Source organism: Gemmatimonadaceae bacterium, from assembly GCA_020846935.1.
GTDB lineage: Bacteria > Gemmatimonadota > Gemmatimonadetes > Gemmatimonadales > Gemmatimonadaceae > RBC101.
The window spans coordinates 149794-173339 of sequence record JADLCY010000014.1 but is presented as its reverse complement, the minus strand read 5'-3'; the positions used below and the strand labels follow the sequence as shown (position 1 = coordinate 173339).

Here is a 23546-nt window from a genome sequence, read left to right as displayed (position 1 = left end):
GCCCGATGGTGGTGCGATGGAGATCGTCCGGGCCGCGCCGCGTCAGTCGACCTTGCGGGCCACCAGCAGCATCTCCGATGAAGTCCGCCGCAGCGGCCGATCCGTCCACGCGTCGTACGCAGCTTCCACCAGGAGCCCGGCATCGCGCATCAGCTCAGCGAGTCGCGTCGCCGTGTACAGGCGGATGCGGTGCTCGCGCGCCGGAAGGGCGCGCGGCCCTCCGATGAACGTCGACGAGATGGTCAGGATGCCCGAGAGCGGATCGAAACGTCGCTCCTGCCCGACCATCGTCCCGCGTGACGTCGGCCACCAATCCTTGGCCAGGAACCTCGACATCACGCCGTCGCGGCTCCCTCCGTGCCAGACGAGCGTGCCGCCGGGCCGCAGCACGCGAGCGAACTCGGCGATCACCCGGGCATCGTCGCCCGGGGACACGAAGAAGCCGAACGAAGTGAACAGGTTGACCACCGCGTCGAACTTGCCGGTCCATCGCCGAGGGAGCCGGCGCATGTCTCCCTGCGTGTAGCGAAGACGCGCCGGGTCGGTGCCACGCTCACGGGCGCGCGCCAGCAATGCCGGCGAGAAGTCGAGGCCGTCCACCACGAAACCGGCCTCCGCAAGCAGGTGCGCATGACGTCCCTGGCCACAGGGACAATCGAGGATACGCGTACCGGCCGGGAGCCCGAGCAGGTCGAGCAAGCGGGCGACCTGCCTCCGGTCCTCGACCGGATCGAAGATCGGCTCGAACTCGAGGAGATAGTCCTCGGAGAAATACGTCGTCCACCACTCCGAAGCGTCCCGGGGCGCGCCGCCGGCGCGCGCACGCGCGGTGGACGGCCCACGGGTGCCGCTGGCGGCGCGATCCTCGGTGCGCCGGCGCCTCGTCAGAAGAACACCGGCTCGCGGTACGCCCCGAACTCCTTCTCCAGCGCATGCCTGATCTCGTACAGCGTGCAGTAGCAGCGCGCGCAGTCGAGGATGAACGGAACGAGGTTGGCCCTGGTTGCGGCGGCCGCGGTGAGCGCGTCGAGACGGGACTGGACCAGCGCACCGTCCCGCGATGCCTTCAGCTGTGCGAGCCGCTCGCGCTGTGACAGGTCCGCCTCGTGCCCGACCCGGAGTACCGGGATGTCGAGTTCCGCCTCCTGCGTGACGAACTCGTTGACGCCGACGATCACGCGACGGTGCTGCTCGATCTCCCACTGCTGGCGGGCCGCACTCTCGGCGATCTTGCGCTGGAACCATCCGGCCTCGATTCCCTTGACGACGCCACCGACCTCCTCGATCTGCGCGAACAGCGCCTCGGCGTCGCGCTCGAGCTGGTCGGTGAGCGCCTCGACGTACCACGAACCGCCTAACGGGTCGCTGACGTTGGGCACGCCGGTCTCGTAGGCGAGCACCTGCTGGGTCCGCAGCGCCACCTGCACCGCCTGTTCGGTGGGGAGGGCGAGCGTCTCGTCCATGGAGTTGGTGTGCAGCGACTGGGTGCCGCCGAGCACCGCGGCCAGCGCCTGATAGGCAACGCGCACCACGTTGTTCATCGGCTGCTGCGCCGTGAGGGTGACGCCGGCCGTCTGCGAGTGGAAGCGCAGCATCCAGGAGCGCGGATCGCGGGCCCCGTACACGTCCTTCATGCGTCGGGCCCAGATCCGGCGCGCCGCGCGGAGCTTGGCGACTTCCTCGAAGAAGTCGTTATGCACGTCGAAGAAGAACGAGAGGCGCGGGGCGAAGGTGTCGACCGGCAGCCCGCGAGCGATGCCGCGCTCCACGTAGGTGAACCCGTTGGCCAGCGTGAAGGCCAGTTCCTGCGCGGCGGTGGCCCCCGCCTCCCGGATGTGGTAGCCGGAGATGGAGACCGTGTTCCACTGCGGCGCGTGCTGCGCGCCCCAGTCGAACAGGTCGATGATCAGGCGCAGCGCGGGCTCGATGGGATAGCACCACGCATGCTGCGCCATGTACTCCTTGAGGATGTCGTTCTGCACCGTGCCGCGGATCTTCTCCGGCGGCACCCCCTGCCGCTCGGCCGCCGCGACGTAGAAGCAGAACAGGATCACCGCCGGCCCGTTGATCGTCATCGACGTCGACACCTGGTCGAGCGGGATGCCGTCGAAGAGCGTCTCCATGTCGGCCAGGCTCGAAATCGCCACGCCCGTCTTGCCGACCTCGCCTTCGGAGCGCGGATGGTCCGAGTCGTACCCCATCAGCGTCGGAAAGTCGAATGCGGTCGACAACCCCGTCTGCCCGTGCTCGAGCAGGAACTTGAAGCGCGCGTTGGTCTCGCGCGCCGTGCCGAACCCCGCGAACTGACGCATCGTCCAGAGGCGTCCGCGGTATCCGGTGGGATGGATACCGCGGGTGTACGGAAACGTGCCCGGCAGTGGCTGGGCCCCGGCGGCGTCCAGGGCCGTGTAGACGGGCTCGACCTCGAACGCCGAGTTGGTGAAGGCGATGTCGCGCTTCTCGCCCCGGCCATAGCGCTCCCGCCAGGCCTGGACTTCGGCGCGCAGCGACTCGAGTTCCTCGTCTTTCGCGCGGATCGCGTCCGACAGATCGCGTATCGACGTCATGGTTGCCCCTTCCTCAGGAGGTCGGCCCCGCGGTGCAGCAGTTCGTCGGCGATCCCGAACGGCGACACGTGGCCCGACGCAATGGCCGGTAGTTGCTGCTCGATGTAGCGCCGGATCCCCGCGTCTTCCCAGACCCTGCGCCGGATCCGCTGTTCCGCCACCTCGACGACCTGCTCACGCCAGCGGGCACGACGGCGACGCTCCAGCTCGCCGCTGGTCTCAAGATAGCGCGCATGACGATCCAGCGCGTCCACGATTTCGGTCGTTCCCTCCCCTTTCGCCGCCACGCTGCGGATCACCGGCGGCACCCATGCGGCAGGCTGTTCCGTCGCTGCCGCCAGTCGCGCTGCTTTCCCCGGGTTGTTGATGCGTCCGAGGTCCACGCCGTGATGTGCGGGCACGTCCCTGAGCGTGAGCCCGGCGCGCAGGCCGAGCATGAGCTCGATGTCGTTGCGCATCCGATCGGCGCCGGGGCGGTCCGCCTTGTTCACCACGAACAGGTCGGCGATCTCCATGAGGCCCGCCTTGAGCGTCTGGATCGAGTCTCCGGACTCGGGCACGAGGACGACCAGGGTCGAGTCGGCCACGCGCGCGATGTCCAGCTCGCTCTGTCCCACACCGACCGTCTCCAGCAGAATGCGGTCGAATCCGAACGCGTCGAGCACGTCGGCCACGACGCGCGCCGAGGCCGACAGCCCGCCTAACGACCCGCGCGTGGCCAGCGAGCGGATGAAGACGCCCGGATCCAGCGCCACGCTCTCCATGCGAATCCGATCGCCCAGCAACGCGCCGCCGGTGAACGGCGACGTCGGGTCCACCGCGACCACACCGACGCGGAGTCCGGAAGCCCGCCACGTCTGCACGAGCAGGGTACTGAGCGTGCTCTTCCCCGCTCCGGGTGGCCCTGTCACCCCGACCCGCCGGGCGCGGCCAATGCGCGGATGCAGCGTCGACAACAGGGCGTCGTACCCCTCGCGCTGGTTCTCGACGATGCTCACGGCCCGCGCCAGCGCCGCCGGTTTACCGGCGTCGAAGTCGGCGAGCAGTCGGTCGATCAGGCTCATGACTCCGGCCTCCGCGTGGCCTCGGGGATCGACGGCCCGGCGGGCTCGTCGTGCTCGTCGCGGATGTCTCCCACCAGTTCTTCCAGCAGGTCTTCAAGCGTGACGAGACCCAGGATGCGCCCCTCGGCCTTGACCAGCGTGAGGTGCTTGCGCTCGCGCAGCATGCGGAAGAGGAGGTCGTTGCACGCCATCGTCGGCGACGCGACCCCGATCGGCCGCAACGCGGGGGCCGCCCCTTCGTCGGCCTGCAGCATGTCGAACGCGTGGATGAAACCCACCGTGTCGTCCAGCGATCCCCGGTAGACGGGCACACGACTATACGTGCCCTGCGCGATGCGCGTCGCGAGCTCACCAGCCGGGAGCGAAGCGTCGACGGCAAAGATGTCTTCGCGCGGCGTCATCACCTCGCCGACCTTCTTTTCACCAAAGTGGACGACGCCCTCGATGATCGCGATCTCCGTATGCTCCCCGACACCCTCGAGCTCACCTTCGCGGAGGAGTTCCCCGAGGGTATCGCCATCGTCCGCGGCCAGCTGCTCGCGAGCTTCGTGTTCCGCCTCGCCGGTGAGTCGCTTGACCAGGGCGAGCATCGGCGTCAGGACGAACTCGAGCGCCCGCAGGAGCGGGAGCAGCGGAGGAATGATCGCGCTTGGCCACCGTCGCGCCACCGCGCGCGGCAGCAACTGCCCAAAGACGAGCAGCGAGAGCACGTAGGTCAGCACCACCTGCGCGGTGACGAGCGGGCCACCGGGGAGATGTGTGCCGAGGAAGGTGCCGGCGAGGAAGACCGTGAGCGCCACCGCGGTCGTCGCCGCGAGGATGAGCTGCTGCGGACGTTCGAGGTACAGCTCGGCGGTGGGCGCGCCGCTGAGCCGCCGTTCGACCCAATGGCGAAGCCAGATGCGGCTCACCGAGCGCACCGCCGTGGCGACCGCCGTCAGGCAGGCCACGATCACGATGGAGATGGTGAGCAGGGAGGTCGCCGTCATGCGTCCTCCTGCCCCGCCGCATCGCCCGACCGGTCGTCCAGGCGTTCAAGATAGACGCGCGTGATCCGTCGGCGGACGACGCGTTCGATGACGACGCGGAAGCCGCGAAACTCGAGGTCCTCGCCCGCGCGGGGCACGCGCCCCAGCAGTTCGTACACGAGGCCACCGACCGTCGAGACCTCGTCGTGGCGCAGGTCGTGGGAGACCAGTTCCGAGAGTTCGTCGAGGGTCATTCGCCCCGACACCCAGAAGCGCCAACCCTCATCGGACTCGACGCGCGGCTCGTCTTCGTCGTACTCGTCGTGGATGTCCCCCACGATCTCCTCGAGCACGTCCTCGATGGTGATGAGTCCCGCGGTGCCTCCGAACTCGTCGGCGACGATGGCGATGTGCATCCCCGTCGCCTGGAAGTCGCGCAGCTGGGCGTCGGCGCTCTTGCCGGCCGGAATGAACACCGGCGGTCGCGCGCGCGCCGGCCAGTCGTCAGGCACTTCGTCGGCGACGATCAGCGGCAGCACGTCCTTGGCGAACAGGATGCCCGTGACGTTGTCGATCGTTTCCGTGAAGACGGGCAATCGCGCGTGTTCGGCGCTGCGCAGACGATCCACGACCTCGGACCACGGAGCCTCGCGGTCGATCGCGACGATATCGACCCGGGGGATCATGAGTTCGTGAACCGCCGTCTGCCCAAGGCGGAAGACGCCGTTGAGCAGCACCTCCTGGTCCTTGGAGACTTCGGCTTCGGAGGCGACGACCTGCCGGAACTGATCCGCCGTTCGCTGCCGATCCTCACCCGGCGTTTCGGCGGGCGGGAGGAGACGATGGAGCAGTTGATCGAACCAGCTGCCCAGCGTCACGATGGGCGCCAGCAGCCGTTCCATCAGCAGGATGAAGCCGAATCGACGGCTGGCGACGGCGAGGCCACCAATGGTTCCGCGGCTGCGCGCCAGCGACTCGCTGGTCATCACCAGGACGACCGCCGCAAGTCCACCCTGCCAGAGAGCGTGACGGAACGGGATCGCGTCGAGCCCGAGGGTCACGGCGACCCCAACGCCCGAGAGCAGCTGCGCCGTCACGCGTGCGAACGCGAGCGCGCGATGCGCGCGCTCGCGTCGTGCGTGCAGGGCGCGGAGCGGCTCGGGCAGCCCCTGCTCAGGGTCGAGGGCCAGGAGCGCGCCGTCGGCGGCCGCGCACGCGTAGGCGAGCGCTGCTCCGACGAGCGCGAGGACGAGGCCCGGAATCATCGCGGATGACGGGTCGCGAACACACCCTGCCGACGGGCGGAGCGCAGGAGCGTCTCCTGACGCCGCCACATGGGGGACCGCGTTCGCGCCGCCGTCTCCGGGTGGTCCCAACCGAGGGCGTGCAGCACACCGTGGACGACCAGGCGTGCGATCTCCTCGCGCGCCGGGATACCGAGCGCGGCGGCGTTGGCAGCGGCCACCGCCGGGGCGATGCTGATCTCGCCGACCACCGGTGCCCCGGCGGCGGAGCGGGCATGCTCGAGCGTCACGATGTCCGTCGGCCCGTGACGCCCGACGAACTCGCGATGGAGCCTTGCAATGCGCGACACGGTCACCAGGTGGATCGCCAGGTGGGCGCGCGGGATGCGTTCGGCGCGCAGGACGTGACGCGCGAGCCCGCCGATCGCGACGCGCGACAACGGCGATCGGCCGATCTCGCTCGTGACCTCGACCTGAATCGCGCCCTTTGCGGGAACACGCCCGGGGTGTGTGCGCGAACGGCGCTGTGGAGGGTCGTCGCTACGCACGGGGCGCGTCGCCACCTCCCTCCGCCTCCGCTTCGTACGCCTTGATGATCTCGCGCACGAGCCGATGACGGACGACGTCGGCGTCGCCGAGGTAGTGCACGGCGATGCCGTCGATGCCCCGGAGGATCCGCTCGATCTGCAGCAGGCCCGATTCCTCGCGCCGTGGCAGGTCGATCTGGGTCTTGTCGCCGGTGATCACCGTCTGCGAGTTCGCCCCGAGGCGCGTCAGGAACATCTTCATCTGCGCGTTCGTGGCGTTCTGTGCCTCGTCGAGGATGACGAACGCGTCCGACAGGGTGCGGCCGCGCATGTAGGCGAGCGGCGCGATCTCGATGACGCGCGTCTCCAGCGCGCGCTGCATCCGCTCGGCCGGCATCATGTCCTCGAGCGCGTCGTACAGCGGACGGAGGTAGGGGTCCACCTTGGCCTGCATGTCGCCGGGGAGGAACCCGAGGCTCTCGCCCGCCTCCACGGCCGGGCGCGCCAGGATGATGCGCTTGACGCGCTTGCGCGAGAGGGCGTCGACCGCGGCAGCAACGGCGAGGTAGGTCTTGCCGGTACCGGCCGGCCCGATGCCGATCACGATGTCGTGGTCGGCGATCGCCTGGAGATACTCCGCCTGCCCCGAAGACTTGGGCTGGATGATGCGCCGCACGCCGGGGAGGACGATCCGGGTCTCGCCCGGGGTGCCATTGTCGCGCTGGTGCTCGAGGCTGGCTCGCAGGATGTCGTCCGCATCGAGCGCCAGCCGCTGGCGTGCCGAATCGATCATGCGCTGCGCCACCGGCATCGCCCGCTCCATGGCCTCGGCCGTCCCGGACAGCGTGAGCACGTCACCCCGGAGCGAGACGCGCGCCCCGGACACCCGGGCCAGCTCGTTCAGGTTGGCATCATTCACGCCGGCCAGCAGCAGCGGATCGGCGCCCTCGACGCTCAGGCGCTGCGTTCGGGTCTCGTCAGGCACGCGTTCCGTCGGCGAGAGTGGCGAGGTGCAGCGCGGTCAGGTCGGCCGGCTTCACGAAGGTGGGCGCGTCCTCGAACAGCGCCCGCGCCGCCGTCGTCTTGGGGAACGCGATCACATCGCGCAGCGAGGGCGCGCCCGCCAGCAGCATCGCGATGCGGTCGAACCCGAGAGCAAACCCGCCGTGCGGAGGCGCCCCGGATGCAAGGCCGTCCAGCAGGAACCCGAACCGACGCTGTTGCTCTTCTGCCGGGATCCCCAGCAACCGGAAGATCGTCGACTGGATTGCTGGATCGGTGATGCGAATCGAGCCACTGCCCAGCTCGTTCCCGTTGTAGACCGCGTCGTAGTGTTGCGCCCGGCAGCGACCGGGATCCGATTCCAGGTACGCGAAGTCGTCTGCGTGCGGGGAGGTGAATGGGTGATGCGCGGGCACGTGGTGGCCGGTCTCGGGATCGTGCTCAAACAAGGGGAAGTCGACCACCCAGCAGAACGCATGTTCGCGCAGCATCGGCGTGCCGGGTCGCCGGACCACCGCCGTGCGCACCCCGTGCAGCGCCGCCGACGTCTGCGTGTCCTGACCAACGACGGCAAGCAGCAAGTCTCCGACGGCCCCGCCAAGCCCTTCGAGGAGCGTCGCGCCGAACGCCTTCACGCCCTGCCCTTCCCAGGCGGTCGCCGCGCGTCGTGCCCAGATGAGTCCTCCGGCCTTCGCGTCCTTCGCGATCGCGGCCAGCGCGTCGATGTCCTTGCGCGATGCCTCCCCGGCATTCGCCACGCGCAGCGCCCGCAGTCGCCCACCCGCAGCGATGGCCTCGCGCACGAACGGCGCCGCATCGTCACCCACCCGCGACGTCAGATCCTCGATCTCCACGCCGTAGCGCAGGTCGGGCTTGTCGATCCCGTAGCGCTCCATGGCCTCCCGCCACGTCAATCGCGGAAAGGGCGAGGGAATCTCGTGGCCCGCCGCACGCCACAGCGCGACCAGCACGCGCTCCACCACGAGTTGCACGTCTTCCTGCGCGACGAAGCTGGCCTCGAGGTCGACTTGCGTGAACTCCGGCTGCCGATCGGCGCGCAGATCCTCGTCGCGGAAGCATCGGGCGATCTGGAAGTAACGATCGTAGCCCGCCACCATCAGCAACTGTTTGTAGATCTGCGGCGACTGCGGCAGCGCGTAGAACTGGCCCGGATGCACCCGACTTGGCACGAGGTAATCGCGCGCACCCTCCGGCGTGGGCTTGGTCAGGATCGGCGTTTCGATCTCGAGAAAGCCAAGATCCGACATCGTCTCGCGCGCCACCTGCAGCAGCCGATGGCGCATGATGAGGTTGGCCTGCAGCTCAGGGCGACGCAGGTCGAGGATGCGATGCTTCAGTCGCAGGTCCTCGGCCGGCAACGCGTCATTGCGCGCCCGGGCCACCGGAATCACCGGAATCTGCGCCGGTCCCACCAGAGCAAGCCGCGTCGCGCGCACCTCGATCGCCCCGGTGGCGAGGTCTGCGTTTCGCACGTCGGCCGGACGCTCCACCACGGTTCCCCACACCAGCACCACCGACTCAGGGGTCAGTCGCTGGGCAGCCTCCATGGTGTCGGGCCCTGCGAGCGAGGGATCGAACGACACCTGCACGATGCCGTCCCGGTCGCGCAGGTCGACAAAAACGAGCCCGCCCAGATTCCGTGTGCGGTGCACCCATCCGCCGAGTCGGACCTCGAGGCCCGCGTGCTGGAGGCGCAGAGCACCGCAGCGATGCGTGCGCATGGCGGTGGACTGGGAGTGCTCACCACTCACGACAAATCTCCTGGCGACCGGGCGCCGGATTGGGGAGGCCTGACGAGGCCAGAATCTCAGGGACACACCACGCCGCGCGGCGTCGCTGCGAGCGCGCGATCAGGAGAACGCCACTGAGGCCCTGCGACAGCGCAGGTCGCACGGATCGATGATGCATTCAGCGCGCACGCAGGCCGGTGAATGCCTGCCACATGATCACACGGGGGCCGAACGATTGTGGGCGCGGTGCGCGGGGCATGTCGGGGCCAGCGGAGGGGCCTCCGAATCTAACGCCGCGCCCACGTTCCGGCAGCGCCGATTGACCGCCATGCATCGGACGGCTTAAACTCAACTCGTTGGCACGCCTGAGGTTGTGTCGAAGCCCACAGCGGCCGGTCGTGTGATCGACCCCTCCACACCGATGAAGACCAATCTCCTTGCCCTCCCGCTCGCGGAGGCCCGTCAGGCGCTCCAGGAGTTTTTCGACGGACGTGCCGAGCCCGCCTATCGGACGGAGCAGACCCTCCGACGACTCTGGCACGCACCGGTCGACCGCTTTGCGGACATCACGGACCTTCCCGCCAGCCTTCGAGAAGCGCTGGCCGAGCGGTTCGACCTCCCGCGCCTCACCTTGATGACGCGGCAGTCCTCCGTCGACGGTACGGAGAAGTTTCTCTTTCAGCTCGCCGACGGCCAGGCCATCGAGACGGTGGCGATTCCGGACGGCAGCCGCATGACGTTCTGCATCTCGTCGCAGGCCGGCTGCGCGCTCCAGTGTGCGTTCTGCGCCACCGGGGTGATGGGGTTCGCCCGCAACCTCGGGCTGCATGAAATCGCCGGGCAGGTCCGGGAGCTGGCGATGCTCGACCCGCCCCTCCGGGCCACGAACATCGTCTTCATGGGGATGGGCGAGCCGATGATGAATTGGCCCGCGGTCGACGCCACGCTCACCGTGCTCAACGACCCGGGCGGCTTTGGCATCGGGGCGCGGCACATCACGGTATCCACCGTGGGCGTGTTACCGGGTATCGTGGCGCTCGCCGCGCGGCCCGAGCAGTTCCGACTCGCGATCTCGATCCACGCCCCCAACGATGCGTTGCGGCGCTCGCTGATGCCGGTGAACGTGAAGTATCCGCTGGCCGACGTGATCGAGGCGGCACGCACCTTCGACCGACGGGTCACCTTCGAGTACGTGATGCTCGGCGGCGTCAACGACCAGCCGGGGCACGCACACGAGCTGGCGGCGCTGGCACGCCACTGTGCCGCGTTCGTGAACCTCATTCCGCTGCACCCGGGCGGCGCGGGCACGTTCGTGCCGACCACGTCACGCGAAATCCGGGACTTCGCGACGCTGCTCGCTCGAGCGGGTGTCGAGGTTGCCGTGCGGAAGAGCCGCGGCACCGACATCAGCGCCGCGTGCGGCCAGCTACGGGTTGAGCGTCTGCGGCGGCGCTCGCCAGCTCGAGCCGACGAGGATCGTGAGGTCGACAAACCCGGCCGTGTCGGCGCGTGACTCCACCGGTGCGTTACCGAAGGCCTCGCTCGCCAACCGCGCCCACTCTGGCCGGCCGACGCGATCGATCACCAGCGTGGTGTCACGACGCACGTCCGAACCGCTGAACCGCACCACGTCGAAGCCGAGGTCACGCAGGTAGAGCGTTGCCCGCCGCGCGAGGCCGCGCGCCGTCGTGGCATTCACCACCTCCACGCGGATGCGCGTGCCCTCGGGCACCACGCGCCGTACGGCGTCAACACTCGCATCCATCGGGCGCGTCCACGCGTGCCACGCCCACCAGCCGCTACCCAGCAGGGCCAGCGCGATCACGCCGAGCGCGATCGCGCGCGTCAGCGCACGGCGTTCCACAGGGCCACCGTTTCCGGAAAGAGCGACTTGCCTTCACGCAACGTCCACTCGAGGCGCAGGCGCACGACCTGCCGAAAGACGCCATCAAAATCGACGGCCACCATGGACGCGAGGAATGCCCGGTCCTCTTGTGCAAAGGGGCGCCCGGGCTCGAGAAAGTCGGCCATGAAGAGCGCACGCCCAAGGCGACCCCAATCCGGGCTGCCTAACGTGTGCCAGCGAATGGCATGCAGCACGTCCTCGCGCGTTTCACCATCCTGGGCCAGGCGGGCCGCGGCCGCCGGCCCATGAAGGACGCGCTCGGGAAGGCGGTCCTCATTCGCCAGGTGACGCAATACGTCGACCGGCGCGTCTCTCAGCGCGTCGTGCCAGCGACCGACGTCGTGCCAGGCCGCCCGCTCGCGCGCCTCCAGCGACAGGGCAACGGCCCACCGGTCCAGCAACGCGGTCACGCGCGCGATGTGCGCCGCGCGTCGCTCGCTGACGCATGCCCACGCAGGCAACACGGGAGTCGTGGGTGACGCGTTGGTCACGGGGGTCGAGGGTGACGCGTTGGACACTCGGATCACGAAAGACGGGTCAGCTGCCTGGCCAGCGCGCCGAGTGAGCCAGCCAGTTCACGCAGATCGTGCGTGGCAGTTTCCAGCTCGCTCACCGCGCGCGCCTGCGACGCCGCGGCCGTGGCGACCTGCACCGCGCCACCGCGGTTGCTGCGGGAAATGTCGGCGATCCGATCGACGCGTGAGCGTACCGACCCGACCTCGCGTTCCTGCACGCGGGACACCTCGGCAATCTGGCGGATCCGATCGGCGGCCGCGCCGCTGGCCTCGAGGATCTCCGCCAGCGCCTGATGCGCCGACCCGCTGAGCGACTCCACGTCGTTCACCAGCCGTCGCCCACGTTCCATCTGGTTGGTCGCTCGCTCCATCTGTTCGGACAGGGAGCCGATCAGCTGCGTCGCGTCCTCCGAGGCACGCGCGCTCTGCTCGGCGAGCCGTCGGATCTCCTCGGCAACGACGGCGAACCCGCGCCCCTGCTCCCCCGCGCGCGCGGCTTCGATCGCGGCATTGAGCGCCAGGAGGTTCGTCTGTTCGGCCAGGTCCTTGATGACGGCGATGAACGACATGGCACGCTGCGTCTGGGCGCCGAGGTCATTGAGTACCGACGTACTCTCGCCGGCGAATCCGCGGGCGGCATCGAGCCGTTCGATCGCGACACCGATCGTCTCCCGGTGTTCGCGCGCAATGCCGGCCGCGCGGTCGCTGGCGATCGCGGCCGCGCGCGCATCATCGGCAATGCTCGTCATGCCGCGATGCAGCGACTCGGTGGCGTCGCGGCTCTGCGTGACCTCTTCGTTCTCCTCCCCCACCGTGCGCGAGATCTCACCCACCAGGCGCGCCACCGACTCGGCGTCTGTCCGGAGCTGCCGCGCACTCACGTTGAGCGTCCCCACCTGGCGTTCGAGGCGACCCACCGACTCGACGAGCGGGCGCCGCAGGTCCTGGATCTGCAGCGCGGTTGCGAGCTGCCCGGCGAGACGTCGTACGAACTCGACCTCCTTGTCTCCGTAGATGGCGCGCTTGTGGTGCTCGAGTTCCACGATGCCAAGGGTGCGCTCCCCGAATCGAAGCGGGGCGACGAGCCGGCTGCGGATTCCATCCGCCGCGCTCCGTACCCGCGGGTCGCGCGTGGCGTCGCGCACCACGATCGGTTCCCCGCTGGCGATGGCGAGGTCGCGAAGGCCGGCGGCTCCCCCTTCCGCTTCGCCGTCTTCCTGGTACCCCGCGGACGTCGAGTACAGCGCGCGCAAGGCGCCCTCGCGAAGCCGCAACACGCGGAACGCGCGCCAGTCCACGAATCGGTGTGCGAGCGCGCTGATGTGCGTCATCGCGTCCGACATGGACACGTCACTGTTCACCACCCGCTCGATCTCGTGAATCTTGTTGAGCTCCTCGGCGGCAATCGCCTCCTCGACGATGCGACGGAACAGGAGTGCGACGAACGCGAGCGCGATACACACGGCCGCCCAGCCCGCGCGCGCCACGTTCTCCAGGGTGTAGAGCACCACGAGCGTTCCGGCGATGGATCCGGCGAATGCAATGAGCTCGTAGCGCAGGATCAGCGAGCGCTCATCGGCCGTCAGCTTGCCGCGAGCGAGCAGCGTGTAGTACTGCAGCGCGCGTCCGGTCACGAAGTACGTCGCGAAGAACACCGTGAGCGCTGGCACCAGCTCGGCCGAAAGCGTGACGCGCACGCCCGACTGTCCGCGCGCCGCCACGACCGCATACCAGCCCATGGCGACGCCGATGACCAGCACCTCGCGACCCGCGTTGACGCCGGCCCATGACCACTGCTTGCCGTGGACCGCGATGTCGGAGAACCACACGCCAAGGGCGATGCCCAATGCCGCCGCCGGAAACCCGACGCCGAGCGGACCGGCGAGCGCGACGAGCGCGGTACCGGTGATCGCGGTGAACTTGGTGAGCTGGATGGGACGGAGGCGCAGGGCAATGGTCGCGGCGGCGATGAAGACGATGGCCCAGGGCATGGCCATCCATCGCCGATCGAGCGCGAGCGCGGCACCGAGCAGGAGCGTCCCCGCGACGCCGACACTCCGGGAGACCAGTTGCGGCCGCACGCGGCGTCAGGCGTGATCGAGCGCCAGGCGAAGTTCGCCCGTGAAGTCGATCGCGTGCTGCACGCTGTCCTCGGCGGCCTTCACCATCGCACTCCCCACCACGACGCCGTCGGCGAGGCGCGCCACGGCGGTGGCCTGTGCCGCCGACGAAACGCCAAACCCGACGCAGATGGGCAGCGTAGTGGCCGAGCGCAGGCGCGCGACGGTCTCGGGCAGGTCGGCGGCGACATCCGCACGCGGCCCCGTCACGCCGAGTCGGCTGATCAGATAGACGAAGCCGCTGCCGTGGCGTCCGATCTCGCGCATGCGTTCGAGCGGCGTGGTGGGCGCCACCAGCCGCACGAACGCGAGACCGCTCCCTCCGAGCCATGCCTCGCGTTCGGGATCCACGCCGACCGGCAGGTCCGTGACGAGGACACCGCTCACGCCAGCGTCCCTTGCCGCGGCGAGCATGCCCGGCCCCGCCGCCAGGAGCGGGTTGAGGTAGCTGAAGAGGACCACGGGAACGTCGAGCGCCGCGCGTTGCACCAGCGCGAGGGTGCTCGCAAGACCGACGCCGTGGCCTAACGCGACCTGCGACGCGCGCTGGATGACCGGCCCGTCGGCCATCGGATCGGAAAATGGAACCCCGATCTCGATCACATCCGCGCCGGCGCCAGCCACACCGCGTAGCAGGTCGAGCGAGCGCTCCGGGTCGGGGAATCCCGCCGTGAGATACACGACCAGGGCCCGCCGCCCACGCGCGCGCAGCTGGTCGAAGCGCACCGACAGCGGGTCAGACGAAGTAATCGCCGACATTGATGCCATACCGTTCCGGAGTGTCCGTCTTGATGATCGTGCGCCTGAACGAACCCGACGGCGCCTGCTCCGTGAGGTCAACGAGGTGTCCCGGGTAGAGCACGTTGCCGCGATCGTCGCTCACGAGACGAACAATGGGCCGTGACATGGCCTCGGGCACCGGGTTGGACGCGTGAACGATCGCGAGTTCGAACGTGTCGAGCACCACGAGCGTGCCGACGGGAAAAACGCCCAGCAGATTGATGAATCCCTTGACCACCACCGGATCCATTCCGCGCCTGGGATTGTCGCGCATGCCGGCGAGGACGGCCGCGGGCGACATCGGGACGGTCTGGTACGCGCGACGAGAGGTGGCTGCGTCGAAGCCATCGGCCACGGCCACGATGCGACTGAAGATGCTCTGCTCGCGCGGCCGGATGGGCTTGGGGTAGCCCGTCAGGTCCATCTTCATGTGATGCTCGACGGCAACGACCATGGCGCGGTACGGCAGCTCCTGCTGCCCGCGCATGTGAAACAGCGCGAGCACGCCGAGCCAGGGGTGCGCCGCGAGCCAGCGCCAGTCGTCGTCAGTCAGACCATCGGTCTTGTTGAGCACCGTGAGTGGTACGCGCGACTTGCCGATGTCATGAAACAGTGCCGCGAGGCCCAGGTCGTAGAGCTGCAACTTGCTGAGACCCAGCCGGCGACCCAGGGCAACCGAGAAGATGCAGACGTTCACCGAGTGCGTGAACGTGTATTCGTCGTAGTCGCGGATGGTCGTGAGGCCCAGCAGCGACGTCTCCTCGTTGAGGATCTGATCGACGATCGACTGCACCACACGCTTGATCTTCTTGATGCTCGGCGCCTGGCCCATGCGCACCGAATTGATCACGTCCTTCGTGACGGCGACCGACTGCGCGTAGGTGCGCTTGGCCGCTTCTTTCGCGCGCTCCTGGAACTCCGAGTCGTCGGCGTGCTGCGGCGGCCCGAGATCGAGGGCGGTGACGCCGGCCGCGGCGAGCTTCTCCAGCAGGTCACCGGTGGTGGGCTCGTTGCCGGCCTTCGCCTCCGCCATGATGATCGACAGGAACACGAGCCAGTCACGCGCCTGCAGCTCGCTGGTGGCGCGGAAGCTGCCGATGCCGCAGGCCTTGAGCGTGGAGAGGATCTGACTGAACGACGCGTAGTTGTCGAGGTCTAGCCGCAGGCGGGTGGCGTTCACGAAGATGAACTCGCTCGACGCACGGAACTCCAGCTCACCCTCCTTCTGCAGGATGAGGCGCGCCGAAGTCGCGAGTTCGTCGAGGGCGTGCCGTACCGCCTCGTTCTCGGGTGGATACAGCCGAATGACGCGCATCGCCCCGTAGATCGTGACCACGAGCTGTCGCCCGGCACGTCGCAGGAACGTATCGCCGGTGAAGTCGGTCAGGCCGGCGGCGCTGGTCGGAGTGATGCGGTTGCCGGTCATGCGGCCCCCCCACGCAGCGCCCGGTTCACGGCATTCCGCACCAGGATCTCCTTGTCGCCCGAGGCCTTTTGCAGGGCCTTCTCGCTGTTCCCGGTTCCGACGCGACCCAGCGCCATGGCGGCGCACGCGCGCAGTTCCGCGTGGTCGCGCTTGCCAAACAACCCCTTGCCGTTGAGGATGCCGTCGAGCAGCGCGACCCCGGCATCGCCGCACATCGCGCCGTAGGCCTCGAAGACGGCCATCTTCTCCGTCAGGTCGGCGCCTTCGACCTTGCGCTCCCGGATCATGCCCTCGAGGCGGTTGAGCGCGGGCCGATGCGCGCGCGCCGCGAAGGCGCGCAACGTGGCCACGCGCACCTCGCGCGACGCGTCGTCGATCGTCCGCTCCAGGAGCTGCATCGATCCGGGACTCCCGATCTCCGCCAGCGCCTGCACCGCCACGTGACGGACTTCGGCATCACTCTGCTGCAGCATCCGTCCAAGGCCGGTCACCGCCGCCGCCGTTCTCATCGCGCCGGCCCGACGCATCGCTTCCATCGCGACCCCGCGTTCGGGCGCCCCGATCAGTCGCACCAGCTCTCCGGTGTTCGCCGAGGCGAGCCGGGCCGCCGCCGTCTCCAGCTGCGCCCGGACGCGGGGGGTCTGCACCCGGCCGAGCCACTCGAAGATTGTCGACAGTGCGCGCACGCGGAGCTGCTCGAAGAGGTCGTTCAGCTCCTGCTGCCCCACCGCGTCCACCCGCTCATCGAGTGACTGGAGCAGCTGGCTCAGTGCCTCCGGCTCGCTCAGCCGATCGGCGAGTTGCGCCAGCCGCTGTTGCTGGGCCTCGGTGATGTCGCGCGCGCGTTCCGCCGCGACCTCTGTCTCGCGCAGCAGCACGGCCACGGTCCCGAGCTGGCCGGCGGTGAGCAGGTTCACGAGCAGCGTGTCGAGGACCCCGCAAATCTCGTCGCGAATCGTGGCATCGACCTGGTGCTCGTAGGTATCGAGCAGGATCGCGACGACGTTCGCCCGCAGGTCGGCATCGTACTCCTTCTGCACCGCCGTCCGCAGGTAGTCGACTTCGCGCTCTTCGAGGAAATAGAGCGTGGTGTTGAAGTCGTCGAGACTCACCACGCCGGCCGGGAGAATCTCCTCCCGCGGCGGCTCCTGCACCTGGGTGGGATCGACCAGGCGATGGTCCGTGGCCTCGGGCGCGGCCTCCAGGGGCTCCATGCTGTCGACGAGCAGGTCGACGTAGCGGTAGCGGATGCAGGAGAACTCCTTCTCCCAGAGCACGGTGAGCAGATCGTCGTCATCAGTCGACGCCTTGCGCACGCGCGTGATCACGTCGATCAGCCCAACCAGTTCCTGGTCCTCGACGCCCTTGAGCAGACGCAATTCGCGCAGTCCGTCCTTGTAGAGCACCCAGGGCAACGCGTCGGTTGTCTTGTCGGGCTCATTCGCCACGACACGCCCCTCCCACCGGAGCTGCGTGTCGGTCACCTCGAGCAACAGTTCGTCGGTCTGCGCCCAGATGGGTGCAAACGACGCCCGCGCCACGTCCACGGACTTGAGGTAGGTGGGGTTGTTGCGGAGATAGAGTTGCGCCGCCCGCACCGCGCGGGCAAACAGGCGCAGCATTTCCTCCACCAGGGCCGGTGGAAACGGAGGTTCCCGATCCTCGTCGGGCGCGGCGGCGGGGGACGACGCGGTGGGGCCGGTCACAGCGGCAAGATACTCATTTCACGCACCTGTGCCACGTCCTTGTCCCCGCGCCCACTCACGCAGAGCAGCACGTGCTCGTCAGGCATCCATCGCCCCGCGGCACCGGCGAGCCACGCGACGGCATGGGCGGTCTCGAGCGCCGGCACGATCCCTTCGGTCCGGCTCAGCAGCGTGAAGCCCTCCACCGCCTCGCGATCGGTCACCGCCACGTACTCGGCCCTGCCCGTGTCCTTTAGGTAAGCGTGCTCGGGCCCGACGCCTGGATAGTCGAGTCCCGCCGAGATCGAGTGCGCCGGATGCACCTGCCCGTCGTCGTCCTGCAGCAGGTAGCTGAGCGAACCGTGCAGCACGCCCGGTGTGCCCCGGCTGAGCGACGCCGAGTGCCGTCCGGTTTCCAGTCCATCGCCCGCCGCCTCGACGCCGATCAGCGCCACGTCCGTGTCGTCCACGAAACCGGCGAACACGCCCATCGCGTTCGACCCTCCGCCAACACACGCCACCACCGCACGTGGTAGAGCTCCGGCGCGTTCGAGCATCTGCGCGCGCGCCTCCCGACCGATCGTCGCCTGGAACGCCCGCACCATGCGCGGATACGGGGCCGGTCCCACGACCGAACCGATGATGTAGTGACTGTCGTGCACCGTGGTCACCCAATCGCGAATGGCTTCCGTCGTGGCGTCCTTGAGCGTTCGCGTTCCGCTCAGCACCGGCACCACCTCCGCGCCCAGCAGCCGCATGCGGTACACGTTGAGCGCCTGCCGGTGCATGTCCTCTTCGCCCATGTAAACGACGCAGTCCAGTCCAAAACGGGCACATATGGTCGCGGTCGCCACGCCATGCTGTCCGGCCCCCGTCTCGGCGATGATGCGCCGCTTGCCCATGCGACGCGCGAGCAGCGCCTGGCCCACGGTGTTGTTGATCTTGTGCGCCCCGGTGTGGTTGAGATCCTCGCGCTTGAGCCAGACGCGCGCCCCGACGCGCTCGCTCAGTCGCGGTGCGGCCGTGAGCGCGGACGGCCGGCCCACGAAGTTCACCAGCAGATCGTCCAGCTCGGCCCGGAACGCGTCGTCCTGCTGCGCCGCGTCAAAGGCCCGCTCGAGTTCTTCGAGCGCGGGAATCAGGGTCTCCGGCACGTAGCGACCGCCATACGCGCCGAACCGATCGGAGGTGTGCGGTGCACTCATGCGGACCTCGTGGCCCGTACCGCGGCGGCGAATGCGCTCATCAATCCGTGATCCTTGATCCCAGGGGTGATTTCGATGCCTGACGAGACGTCGACGATGTCGGGGGACAGCGCGCCGATCGCGTCGGCGACGTTCGACGGCGTGAGGCCACCGGCGATGGCGAGGCGCGCCCGACCTCTGAATGCCTCGATACCGGACCGCGCGGCCCGCCAGTCAAACGGCTGCCCTGTGCCACCGGTACGACCACCAACGCTCGTGTCGAAGAGTAGCACGTCGGCGGCCTCGGGCCCGACGACCCGAGCCATGGTGCTTCCCTCCACCGCAGCCACTCGCCACACGTGCACGCCCAGCACCCCACGCAACTCCCCAACCGTGAGCGGCAGGTCGCCGTGAACCTGCACGGCGTGAAGCCCCAGGCGACGCACCGCCTCCTGCAACGCATCGACCGAAGGTGACACGAAGACGCCCACGCGCCGCGCGGTCCCCGCGGACGACTCCAGAAGCCGAACGGCGTCGTCGAGCACGACGCGTCGCGGACTCGGCGCCAGCACCACCCCGACATAGTCAGCGTCGAGGGTGATCGCGTGCGCCACATCTTCGGGTCGCGTCAGGCCGCAGAATTTGATCTCAGGCACGCGGGACTCCGGAGAACGCCTGCACCACGGACGCCGGGTCGTCTGCGAGTGAAAGAGCCGACCCCACGAGCACCGCACCGGCGCCAAGCGCAGCCACGCGTTCCACGTCCGCGACCTGTGCCATGCCGCTTTCGGCAATCGCCATCCGGTCGCGCGGGATCAAGGGGAGCAGTCGGGCAACGACGTCAGGCTCGATGATGAGCGTCTCGAGATCGCGCGCGTTTACTCCGATGAGCCGCGCCGACGTCGACAGCGCGAGCGCCAGTTCGTCTTCGCTTCGCACTTCGATGAGTGCCTCGACGCCGATCGCGACGGCGCAGGCCGCGAGCTCACGGAGCCGCTCGGGCGGCAGCGCGCGCGCGATGAGCAGCGCCGCCGAAGCACCATGGACCCGGGCCTCGAGCAACTGCGCCTCGTCGATGAGAAAGTCCTTGCGCAGCAGCGGCGCGGCGACCCCGGCCGCGGTATCGGCGAGGTCGGTGATCGCTCCACCGAACTCCGCAGGTTCGGTGAGGACCGAGATCGCGCGCGCGCCGGCACCGACATAGACCGAGGCCCGCGCCGGCGCGTCGATGGCCGTGTTGATCGCGCCGCGCGACGGCGAGCGCCGCTTGATCTCGGCGATGACGGCGACCGTGCGCCCCTGCGAAAGGGCGTCGTACATCGACGGCCTCGTGGGAGAGCCTGCCGCGAGCGCCTCGAGGGCCGAGCGATGTCCGGCGATGCGCGCCGCGCGCTCGTACGCGGCCGCGGTCAGACGACCGAGCGCGCCCATCGGGGCCCTCCAGGTGGTTCGCTCTTGCACTTCGGTGCCTGTTCGGTTAACGTCGATTCGGAACCTGTTCGGGCACGGCGGGCACATCCCTGAGCGGATGCGCCCGACTGCCCTTCCGTCCTTCTGCGGAGCCTACATGCCGCTCACCAAACGGCAGCGCGAGATCCTGACCTTCCTCCAGTCGTATTCGGAGGACCAGGGCTATGCCCCGAGCTTCGAGGAGATCGCCGAGCGATTCAACTATAACTCGCTCGCGACGGTCCACGAGCACCTCTCGAATCTGGAGCGCAAGGGCTATATCCGGCGCTCATACAATGAGAGCCGCTCGATCGAAATCCTCCCGTCGGAGGCGTTCGCGTCGGCGGTGGAGCTGCCCCTGCTGGGCGCCGTGGCCGCGGGTCTCCCGATCGAAGCCATCAGTGGCACCGAGACGCTCGCCGTGCCCCGCGAGCTGGTGCGCCGGTCGGGTGACCATTACGTCCTGCGCGTGCGCGGCCAGTCGATGATCGACGAGCAGATTCGCGATGGGGACTTCGTGGTGGTCAACGAGCGAAAAGCGGCTGACAACGGCGAGATGGTGATCGCCCTCGTCGGCGGCAACTCGGCCACGGTCAAGCGGATGTTCCGCGAGCGTGACGGGCGCATCCGCCTGCAGCCGGCCAACGAGACCATGGCGCCGATCTACGTGCACGAAAACGACATCTCGATCCAGGGCATCGTGGTCGGAGTCATTCGCAAGTACTGAAGGCAGGCCGGCGGTGTTCGCGGGCACCGATGGCGGCCACACGATAGCTGCGCGCCTTGGCCGCGGGCCGGCAGGCGCGCGCGTTGACCGAGCTGTGAACTTCGGCGTGGGCTGGCAGGCGCTCACGTTGACCAGAGGTGTGCGCACTGGCGCGGGCCGGCAGGCACGCGCGTTGACCGAATTTGTGCGCACTGGCGCGGGCCGGCAGGCGCGCGCATTGACCGATCCGTTCGGCCCTCGCGCGATCAGGCTGTCGCCGTGTAGGCCACGCGCATGCGCTCCAGCGCGCCGAGTCCGGCGCCCGAGGTGATCCCGCCCCTCGCCCGCTCCACGCCCTCAGCGTAGGAGTCGACACACCCACCGACGTACAGCGCGGCCGCGGCATTGAGCACGACCGCCGCCGTCGCCGCCACTGCCCCGCGACCTCCAAGTACCTCGGCAATGATTGCGGCGTTGCGCGCCGGTGGTCCCCCGGCCAGGTCTTCCGGACGCACCGACGTGAATCCGTGCGCCGCGGGATCGATCTCCCACGCCTGCACGCTGCCGTTCCGTACCTCGAGCACCCGGGTCAACCCCACGGGGGAGATCTCGTCGAGGCCGGCGACGCCGTGGACCACCATGGCATGGGCCGTACCTAACGATGCGAGGGCGCCGGCGAGCAGTGGCAGCCGCAACGCGTCCGCCACACCAAGCACCTGACGCCCGGCACCGGCCGGGTTGGCAAGCGGGCCAACCACGTTCATCACCGTCTGGATGGCCAGTTCGCGTCGAACCGGGCCAACATGACGCATCGCCGGATGCATCGTGGGCGCAAACATGAACACGATCCCCGCCGCGCGGAGCACGCTCGACATACGTTCCGGCGCCACGTCCAGCGGCACACCGAGTGCTTCGAGCACGTCGGCACTTCCACACTGGGACGTAAAGCTGCGGTTCCCGTGCTTGGCCACGCGGACGCCCAGCCCGGCAGTGAGGAGCGCCGCCGCGGTGGAAATGTTGAACGTCGTCACCGTGCCACCACCTGTACCGCACGTGTCGACCAGCGACTCGGGCTCATCGGCATCGAGCACGACCATGGCACGACGCAACGCCCTGGCGGCGCCAGCCACCTCTTCAGCCGTCTCTCCCTTGACGCGGAGCCCCATGAGCAGCGCAGCCACCTGCGCCGCCGACGCCTCGCCCGCCATGATCCCGTCAAATGCGCCCGCCGCCTGGTCGGCAGACAGCCCCTGCCCCGCCGCGAGTGTCCGGATCGCCCCCAGGACCGCGTCAGCCGTCACCGAGACGCTCCAGCAATCGATCGGGCAGCGCGTTGCGCGTCGCGATGAGTGCAATGACCAGCCCCAGCAGTGAGACGCGCTCGACGTCTTCTTCGATGAACACACCGCGCTTGGCGCGATTCGTAAGATTGACGACGCCGATCAGTTCGTCGCGATAGACGAGCGGGAACGAGATGAACGAACCGGTGGTGAGATACTGATCGCGCAGCAGCGGGTGTTCGTTCACCTCGGCGGCGTCCTGCACGAGGAGAGGCTCCCGCGACACCGCCACCACGCCGGCGACGCCCTTGCCGTATGGGATGCGCGCTCCCATGACGATGTTGGGGGCCAGGCCGCGCGCTGCAGCGAGGTAGAGCATCTCCGGCTCCGGCGCGCGCAGCATGAGTGAGCAGCGCTGGGCCTGCATGTCGTCGCCCACCAGCGCGAGAAGCCCGTCGACCAGGGCACGCGGGTCGCGTGCCGTGTTGTCCAGGCGAAGCGAGCGCTCGATGAGATAGAGCGTGCGGACCTTCTGGCGCAGCGTCTCATGGCGGCGGTGCAGTTCCACGTGCGCCTGCTCGAGCTGGGACACGGCGGCCGTGAGCTGCTGTTCGAGCGACGCGGACTTCCTCGAGGCGCGTCGCGACTCCTCCTGCGCAGCCGCCACGTCACGCTCGAGGTGCACGCGCCGCTCGGCGTCGTCGGCACTCACCCTGTTCGCGGCCCCGCGCGCCTGACCGAGTTCCTCTTCGAGGCCCGCCAGCTTGCGCATGTACTCCGCGTGCACGCGCGTCGTGACGTCCTCCAGCGTAGCGACCGCCTCCTCGCGCGCCTCGCGCTCCTGGAATCTCGCGTATCCAAGGTCGAACAACGCGGCCGCCGGACTCAGGCGCTCCGAGGTTCTGGTGCCGAACATGCGCCGCTGCTCGTAGAGCGCGAGTACGGCGGAGAGCTGCCCGTCGGTCAGCAGACCGCGGAGCGAGAGCACGCCGCCATCGGAGAACGCGGTGAGACCCAGCAGCCGCGCGTATTCGCCCGATTTCTCTCCGAGATCCACAAACTGCCCGCCACTGGCGAGCATCGTGCGAACCGTCGCCGGGAGGTGGTCGATGGTGGTGTCCACAGGCGCCCGGACGACCTGCCCGCCGCTCGGCGTTAGGCGGTCGCGGAGGAGGCTGCGTCGACCGTCATACCGGAGGAGGCCCAGGACGGCGGTTCGGTCGGCCTCGACCAGGGCCTCACCCAAGGCGACCAGCGCGGCGTCGAGGTCCGGCGCCACGCTCAGCGCATGCGCTAGCGAGGGGAGGCTGCGGGGGGTCATGACGAGCGAGGAGGTGGCATCGCCGCGCCATGAAAAACAGGCCGCGCGGAA

Annotated in this window: 21 protein-coding genes; 2 read left to right on the top strand and 19 right to left on the bottom strand. The window is 69.0% G+C overall.

The annotated features are described in order from the left end of the window. Positions 1 to 42 precede the first annotated feature (42 nt). The 8 genes from IT361_17405 to aspS all read right to left on the bottom strand — a co-directional run bounded on the left by IT361_17405 (position 43) and on the right by aspS (position 9114). Positions 43 to 699 (bottom strand): methyltransferase domain-containing protein, encoded by a 657-nt coding sequence (locus tag IT361_17405; GenBank protein MCC6319452.1) that lies wholly within the window; start codon positions 697 to 699, stop codon positions 43 to 45. A 185-nt stretch (positions 700 to 884) separates the two neighbouring features. Beyond that, entirely contained in the window at positions 885 to 2567 is a 1683-nt protein-coding gene (locus tag IT361_17400) for a methylmalonyl-CoA mutase (protein ID MCC6319451.1), read from the bottom strand. Further along, entirely contained in the window at positions 2564 to 3631 is a 1068-nt protein-coding gene (meaB, locus tag IT361_17395) for a methylmalonyl Co-A mutase-associated GTPase MeaB (protein MCC6319450.1), read from the bottom strand. Before meaB ends, IT361_17400 begins: the two co-directional genes overlap by 4 nt. Continuing rightward, on the bottom strand, positions 3628 to 4620 hold the full coding sequence (locus IT361_17390; protein ID MCC6319449.1) for a DUF21 domain-containing protein: 993 nt from the start codon (positions 4618 to 4620) through the stop codon (positions 3628 to 3630). The genes meaB and IT361_17390 overlap by 4 nt, the downstream gene beginning before the upstream one ends. After that, on the bottom strand, positions 4617 to 5864 hold the full coding sequence (locus tag IT361_17385; GenBank protein ID MCC6319448.1) for an HlyC/CorC family transporter: 1248 nt from the start codon (positions 5862 to 5864) through the stop codon (positions 4617 to 4619). Before IT361_17385 ends, IT361_17390 begins: the two co-directional genes overlap by 4 nt. After that, the gene (gene ybeY / locus IT361_17380; protein MCC6319447.1) at positions 5861 to 6391 is read right to left on the bottom strand and encodes an rRNA maturation RNase YbeY; all 531 of its coding nucleotides are present in this window, start codon (positions 6389 to 6391) and stop codon (positions 5861 to 5863) included. Before ybeY ends, IT361_17385 begins: the two co-directional genes overlap by 4 nt. Beyond that, positions 6384 to 7355, bottom strand: coding sequence for a PhoH family protein (locus IT361_17375; protein ID MCC6319446.1), 972 nt, complete (start codon positions 7353 to 7355; stop codon positions 6384 to 6386). The genes ybeY and IT361_17375 overlap by 8 nt, the downstream gene beginning before the upstream one ends. Continuing rightward, a complete protein-coding gene (gene aspS, locus IT361_17370) occupies positions 7348 to 9114 on the bottom strand; it encodes an aspartate--tRNA ligase (GenBank protein MCC6319445.1) in 1767 nt (588 codons plus the stop codon). Before aspS ends, IT361_17375 begins: the two co-directional genes overlap by 8 nt. 430 nt (positions 9115 to 9544) lie before the next feature. Here aspS and rlmN point away from each other — a divergent pair, with 430 nt between their 5' ends. Then, on the top strand, positions 9545 to 10636 hold the full coding sequence (gene rlmN / locus IT361_17365; protein MCC6319444.1) for a 23S rRNA (adenine(2503)-C(2))-methyltransferase RlmN: 1092 nt from the start codon (positions 9545 to 9547) through the stop codon (positions 10634 to 10636). Here rlmN and IT361_17360 read toward each other — a convergent pair. From IT361_17360 to IT361_17320, 9 genes are read right to left on the bottom strand one after another with little or no spacing between them, the layout of a single operon-like run. Further along, a complete protein-coding gene (locus IT361_17360; GenBank protein ID MCC6319443.1) occupies positions 10550 to 10987 on the bottom strand; it encodes a LytR C-terminal domain-containing protein in 438 nt (145 codons plus the stop codon). The two genes, rlmN and IT361_17360, sit on opposite strands and share 87 nt — an antisense overlap. After that, positions 10969 to 11520 (bottom strand): hypothetical protein, encoded by a 552-nt coding sequence (locus IT361_17355; protein ID MCC6319442.1) that lies wholly within the window; start codon positions 11518 to 11520, stop codon positions 10969 to 10971. Before IT361_17355 ends, IT361_17360 begins: the two co-directional genes overlap by 19 nt. A gap of 32 nt (positions 11521 to 11552) precedes the next feature. Further along, the gene (locus tag IT361_17350; GenBank protein MCC6319441.1) at positions 11553 to 13625 is read right to left on the bottom strand and encodes a GAF domain-containing protein; all 2073 of its coding nucleotides are present in this window, start codon (positions 13623 to 13625) and stop codon (positions 11553 to 11555) included. A gap of 6 nt (positions 13626 to 13631) precedes the next feature. Continuing rightward, on the bottom strand, positions 13632 to 14390 hold the full coding sequence (locus tag IT361_17345; GenBank protein MCC6319440.1) for a tryptophan synthase subunit alpha: 759 nt from the start codon (positions 14388 to 14390) through the stop codon (positions 13632 to 13634). A 10-nt stretch (positions 14391 to 14400) separates the two neighbouring features. Next, positions 14401 to 15870 (bottom strand): HD domain-containing protein, encoded by a 1470-nt coding sequence (locus tag IT361_17340; protein ID MCC6319439.1) that lies wholly within the window; start codon positions 15868 to 15870, stop codon positions 14401 to 14403. Then, a complete protein-coding gene (locus IT361_17335; protein MCC6319438.1) occupies positions 15867 to 17576 on the bottom strand; it encodes a HEAT repeat domain-containing protein in 1710 nt (569 codons plus the stop codon). The genes IT361_17340 and IT361_17335 overlap by 4 nt, the downstream gene beginning before the upstream one ends. Next, positions 17573 to 18760 (bottom strand): tryptophan synthase subunit beta, encoded by a 1188-nt coding sequence (gene trpB / locus IT361_17330; GenBank protein ID MCC6319437.1) that lies wholly within the window; start codon positions 18758 to 18760, stop codon positions 17573 to 17575. Before trpB ends, IT361_17335 begins: the two co-directional genes overlap by 4 nt. Next, positions 18757 to 19395: a phosphoribosylanthranilate isomerase gene (locus IT361_17325; protein MCC6319436.1), complete on the bottom strand. Its 639-nt coding sequence runs from the start codon at positions 19393 to 19395 to the stop codon at positions 18757 to 18759. The genes trpB and IT361_17325 overlap by 4 nt, the downstream gene beginning before the upstream one ends. Continuing rightward, positions 19388 to 20170: an indole-3-glycerol-phosphate synthase gene (locus tag IT361_17320; GenBank protein MCC6319435.1), complete on the bottom strand. Its 783-nt coding sequence runs from the start codon at positions 20168 to 20170 to the stop codon at positions 19388 to 19390. The genes IT361_17325 and IT361_17320 overlap by 8 nt, the downstream gene beginning before the upstream one ends. A gap of 136 nt (positions 20171 to 20306) precedes the next feature. Between IT361_17320 and lexA the strand changes: the two genes are divergently transcribed. Further along, positions 20307 to 20915: a transcriptional repressor LexA gene (lexA, locus tag IT361_17315; GenBank protein MCC6319434.1), complete on the top strand. Its 609-nt coding sequence runs from the start codon at positions 20307 to 20309 to the stop codon at positions 20913 to 20915. A gap of 245 nt (positions 20916 to 21160) precedes the next feature. On the opposite strand, the gene trpD is transcribed toward lexA, so the two are convergent. After that, complete coding sequence (gene trpD, locus IT361_17310; protein ID MCC6319433.1) at positions 21161 to 22195, bottom strand: anthranilate phosphoribosyltransferase; 1035 nt, start codon at positions 22193 to 22195, stop codon at positions 21161 to 21163. After that, positions 22185 to 23495, bottom strand: a complete 1311-nt coding sequence (locus IT361_17305) for a GAF domain-containing protein (GenBank protein MCC6319432.1) — start codon at positions 23493 to 23495, stop codon at positions 22185 to 22187. The genes trpD and IT361_17305 overlap by 11 nt, the downstream gene beginning before the upstream one ends. Between the last annotated feature and the right edge of the window lie 51 nt (positions 23496 to 23546).

Excerpts from the sequence above, each read along its gene's own strand:
- IT361_17320 (MCC6319435.1), bottom strand. The coding sequence starts at position 20,170 with ATGGGCGCGCTCGGTCGTCTGACCGCGGCCGCGTACGAGCGCGCGGCG.
- IT361_17390 (MCC6319449.1), bottom strand. The coding sequence starts at position 4,620 with ATGACGGCGACCTCCCTGCTCACCATCTCCATCGTGATCGTGGCCTGC.
- IT361_17400 (MCC6319451.1), bottom strand. The coding sequence starts at position 2,567 with ATGACGTCGATACGCGATCTGTCGGACGCGATCCGCGCGAAAGACGAG.
- IT361_17340 (MCC6319439.1), bottom strand. The coding sequence starts at position 15,870 with ATGACCGGCAACCGCATCACTCCGACCAGCGCCGCCGGCCTGACCGAC.
- aspS (MCC6319445.1), bottom strand. The coding sequence starts at position 9,114 with ATGCGCACGCATCGCTGCGGTGCTCTGCGCCTCCAGCACGCGGGCCTC.
- IT361_17305 (MCC6319432.1), bottom strand. The coding sequence starts at position 23,495 with ATGACCCCCCGCAGCCTCCCCTCGCTAGCGCATGCGCTGAGCGTGGCG.
- meaB (MCC6319450.1), bottom strand. The coding sequence starts at position 3,631 with ATGAGCCTGATCGACCGACTGCTCGCCGACTTCGACGCCGGTAAACCG.
- trpB (MCC6319437.1), bottom strand. The coding sequence starts at position 18,760 with ATGAGTGCACCGCACACCTCCGATCGGTTCGGCGCGTATGGCGGTCGC.
- lexA (MCC6319434.1), top strand. The coding sequence starts at position 20,307 with ATGCCGCTCACCAAACGGCAGCGCGAGATCCTGACCTTCCTCCAGTCG.
- IT361_17385 (MCC6319448.1), bottom strand. The coding sequence starts at position 5,864 with ATGATTCCGGGCCTCGTCCTCGCGCTCGTCGGAGCAGCGCTCGCCTAC.
- rlmN (MCC6319444.1), top strand. The coding sequence starts at position 9,545 with ATGAAGACCAATCTCCTTGCCCTCCCGCTCGCGGAGGCCCGTCAGGCG.